The 3,736-nt window shown below is 60.4% G+C and carries 5 protein-coding genes and 1 pseudogene; 5 read left to right on the top strand and 1 reads right to left on the bottom strand.

Annotated features, from left to right (window positions below; translation table 11 throughout):
- The 3 genes from DBR24_RS21350 to DBR24_RS21360 all read left to right on the top strand — a co-directional run.
- On the top strand, positions 1 to 187 hold a 187-nt coding region (locus DBR24_RS21350; RefSeq protein WP_371921337.1), incomplete at its 5' end, for a circularly permuted type 2 ATP-grasp protein.
- A 12-nt stretch (positions 188 to 199) separates the two neighbouring features.
- On the top strand, positions 200 to 1,150 hold the full coding sequence (locus DBR24_RS21355; protein WP_123467356.1) for an alpha-E domain-containing protein: 951 nt from the start codon (positions 200 to 202) through the stop codon (positions 1,148 to 1,150).
- The gene (locus tag DBR24_RS21360) at positions 1,147 to 1,956 is read left to right on the top strand and encodes a transglutaminase family protein (RefSeq protein ID WP_123467354.1); all 810 of its coding nucleotides are present in this window, start codon (positions 1,147 to 1,149) and stop codon (positions 1,954 to 1,956) included. Before DBR24_RS21355 ends, DBR24_RS21360 begins: the two co-directional genes overlap by 4 nt.
- 114 nt (positions 1,957 to 2,070) lie before the next feature.
- On the opposite strand, the gene DBR24_RS21365 is transcribed toward DBR24_RS21360, so the two are convergent.
- Positions 2,071 to 2,892 carry a cytochrome c gene (locus DBR24_RS21365; RefSeq protein ID WP_128615740.1) on the bottom strand — a complete coding sequence of 274 codons (822 nt, stop codon included), beginning with the start codon at positions 2,890 to 2,892 and terminating at the stop codon, positions 2,071 to 2,073.
- Between DBR24_RS21365 and DBR24_RS31090 the strand changes: the two genes are divergently transcribed.
- Both DBR24_RS31090 and DBR24_RS33155 read left to right on the top strand, forming a co-directional pair.
- Positions 2,878 to 3,114 (top strand): hypothetical protein, encoded by a 237-nt coding sequence (locus DBR24_RS31090; protein ID WP_177490651.1) that lies wholly within the window; start codon positions 2,878 to 2,880, stop codon positions 3,112 to 3,114. The two genes, DBR24_RS21365 and DBR24_RS31090, sit on opposite strands and share 15 nt — an antisense overlap.
- 364 nt (positions 3,115 to 3,478) lie before the next feature.
- Positions 3,479 to 3,736: pseudogene (locus tag DBR24_RS33155) on the top strand (acetyl-CoA C-acyltransferase); the annotation flags it as partial.

The raw sequence follows: 3,736 nt of genomic DNA on the forward strand, positions 1-3,736 counted from the left end.
CTGTCCGACCTTTGTCGAAAACGGCATTGCGCCGCGCCATATCGACCTGCGGCCATTTGTCTTGTCCGGTCGCGAAACCCGGGTTGTGCCCGGCGGTTTAACCCGTGTTGCCCTGCGCGAAGGCTCCCTGGTGGTGAATTCCTCCCAGGGCGGCGGAACCAAGGACACCTGGGTGGTCGAGGATTGAAGGAAGCTTGCCATGTTAAGTAGAACTGCCTCGGATCTGTATTGGATGTCGCGTTACCTGGAGCGGGCGGAAAACCTCGCGCGGATGCTCGACGTCAGTTACTCGTTGTCGCTGATGCCGCAGGACGGTCGCGGCGATGGTCTGCACGAATTGGCCATGCCGCTGTTGATCACCGGCACCCTCGACGATTACCTGGAGCGTCACGGCGAACTGCACGCCGAACGCCTGTTGCACTTTTTCGCCCTCGATGCGGCCAACCCGGCAAGTATCTACAGTTGCCTCGGTGCAGCGCGGGCCAGTGCCCATGCGGTGCGTGGGCGCATCACCGCCGACATGTGGGAAAACATCAACGCCACCTGGCTGGAAATTCGCGGGATCGCCGAACAAGGCCTGAGCCGCTATGGCATGAGCCGTTTCTGCGAGTGGATCAAGGAGCGTTCGCACCTGTTCCGTGGTGCGTCCTACGGCACGATCATGCGTAACGATGCGTTTCGCTTTATTCGTCTGGGCACGTTTATCGAGCGCGCCGACAACACGCTGCGTCTGCTCGATGCGCGTTATGAAATGGCCGGGGATCAGGCCGAAGCGGTCAGCGACGGCACCGCCCACGCGTATTACCAGTGGAGTGCATTGCTGCGGGCCTTGTCGTCGTTCGAGGCCTACACCGAAATCTACCGCGATGCCCCCGGCGCCCGGCATGTCGCCGAGTTGCTGCTGCTGCGCGCCGATGTGCCGCGTTCGCTGCGTGCGTGCACCGAGGAGATCGACCAGATCCTCGCGCAATTGCCCGGCGCCAATGGTCGACCGGCGCAACGGCTGGCGGCGGAAATGGACGCACGTCTGCGCTACACCGGCATCAACGAAATTCTCGAGGAAGGCCTGCACGCGTGGCTGACCGAATTCATCCCGCTGGTGCGCCAGTTGGGCAACGCCATTCACAGTTCCTACCTGGAGGCTGCATGAGACTTTCCATTAGCCACGAGACCACCTATCACTACGAAGATCAGGTGCGGGCGAGCATCCAGTACCTGCGGCTGACCCCCCACGACAGCGAGCGCCAGCATGTACTCAGTTGGCAGCTCGACCTGCCGCGTCCGGTGCGTGCGCAACTCGATCCGTTCGGCAACATCCTGCACGTGCTGACCATGGACGAGCCGCATGAAGCGATCATCATCGGCGCGCGAGGGCAGGTCGATATCGACGAATTGCGCGAGGCCGAACATGAGAGTCAGTCGGCGCTGCCGTTCCTGCGTTTTACCCGGTTGACCGAGGCGGACGAGGCGTTGCGTGCGTTTGCGGCGAAAACCTGCAAGCAGCGGCGTGATCGCACGGCGCTGATTGATCTGATGCACGGTTTGAATCAACACATGACTTACACGCCGGGCTCCACCGAAGTCGACACGCGGGCTGCGGATGCGTTTGCCGGACGTGCTGGCGTGTGTCAGGACCATACCCACGCGTTTCTGGCCTGCGCGCGCAGTCTCGGGGTGCCGTCACGTTATGTGTCGGGTTATCTGTACAGCGAGGATTGCGAGCATCTGGCCAGCCATGCCTGGGCAGAAGCCTGGCTGGATGACGCCTGGTACAGCTTTGACGTGACCAATGAACTGGCGCGCCCTGAGCGTCACCTGAAACTGGCGGTAGGCCTCGATTACCTGGACGCCTGCCCGGTACGCGGGATGCGTCGGGGCGGGGGCTGTGAACAGATGCATGCGAAGGTGTTCGTGTCGCCCACCCCGGCGCCGGTTATCTCCGTGCAACAGCAATAACTGCAATACCGCTATCGCTGGCAAGCCAGCTCTCACAGGATTACCGCGGCTTCAGAGTCGGCGGATAACCTGTGGGGCTTGCCAGCGAAGCGGTCAGTGATAACACCCCATTGCTTATGGCTTAACCTTGCGCCCGGCCATGTGTTGCAAATAGCCGATCAGCAACTGCAGATCGTTCTCCGGCAACACATCTGCCGAGAACCCCGGCATCTTCGCCTGCGGCCATTGGCGCAAACTCTGCGGATCGCGGATATACCGCTTGAGGAAATCCGCGCCGAAGTACTCCGTCGGGTTATACGGAATATTCAGATCCGGCCCGAACTGCGCATCCCCCGCACCGTTCAGGCGGTGACAGGCCAGACAGTTTTTCTGAAACAGGGCGAACCCCTGATTCACCGGGTCATCTGCTTTCAGCTTGGCATCGGGCAACAGCGCCGGAAAGCGCTCCGCCACCGGAGCCATGCGCTTGATGCTCGCCACTTCGAACGGCCACTGCTCCGGGCTGATATGACCGGCCTGCGGATCCGTCCATACCAGATAAAACGGTCCAGCACTGTGCTTGCCCGCCGACAGCGGCGGCCACGGCTGCGCCGGGTCTTCAATGGCCAGCCAGGCCCGTGCACCTTTGCTATTGAGCAACGGCGCGGCCGCCAGCTCGGCGGCAAACCCGTCCAGCGCTACCGCTTGCAGATGATCGTCAGGTTTGATGCCGGTCAGCAGCGCGGCCACGGGCACGGCGCGATAGGTCATGTCCTTTTTGTAGGACACATCGTTTTTGATCGTCAGGGTTTGCACTAGAGGATGCTTGAGCAGCTCCTCGGTCTGCCAGGTGCGGGTGTGGGCGCCCAGTTGCAGATCCAACTGAGCGGCAGATAAGGGCAGGCTCAGCAGCAAGGCCCCGAACGCAATGAGATTCTTCAAATGATCGCCGTCCATGTCGTGGAAGTGCACAAAGGTTGGCACAGCCATGCTGGCCCGGATAGCGGGCCACGCACATTTTTAATGGGCGATGACGGGCGCCGATTGCTTGATTCAGCCAATGACCTTGGTCAGGTTCGGCAAAATCAGCAACAGCGTCGTGGCGAAAAGAATGAGCCCTGCTTGACGAACTTTTGGTTGTTTGAACATGGCTTGACCGCCTTTATTGTTATTTCCTGATGTTTGCCTGCATATCCATGACGGCAAACGCTGCACTTCCTGTTGAAGAACGTCGGCCTCGGCAAAACCCGACGACCATGACGTACATGTTCTACCTTAGGGCCCGCGTCACGCTTGGCTTAGATCCATTTCATATGAACTTGCTGCTGAATGTGCTTAAAAAGGCATGAGGCGTTTTGCCAGCTTCTTTGCCGCCCGCTGGCTAGACAACTCGCGCACCTGAACCGGTTCACCCGCTGTTCAATGACCGTCCGTCTGAGCGTGTGCGTCAACGCCATTGAGCACTGTGGTCATTGAATCCATGAGCGTCCGGGCCAAGAGTGGAGGTACGAGCAATCACTCACCGCACAGGTTCGAGGACGTCATGACCCAGGCTTTGATATTCGATGCGCTGCGCACGCCGCGTGGCAAAGGCAAACCCGATGGCGCTTTGCACAGCGTCAAACCGGTGAATCTGCTGGCCGGTCTGTTGACCGCACTGCAGCAGCGCACGTCGCTCGACACCAGCCAGGTCGATGACGTGGTCATCGGTTGCGTCACGCCGATTGGCGATCAGGGCTCGGACATCGCCAAGACGGCGGTGCAAGTGGCCGATTGGGATGTCAGCGTGGCGGGTGTGCAG

Origin of the sequence: Pseudomonas sp. HMWF006 (genome assembly GCF_003061205.1) — a bacterium.
Classification (GTDB): domain Bacteria; phylum Pseudomonadota; class Gammaproteobacteria; order Pseudomonadales; family Pseudomonadaceae; genus Aquipseudomonas; species Aquipseudomonas monsensis.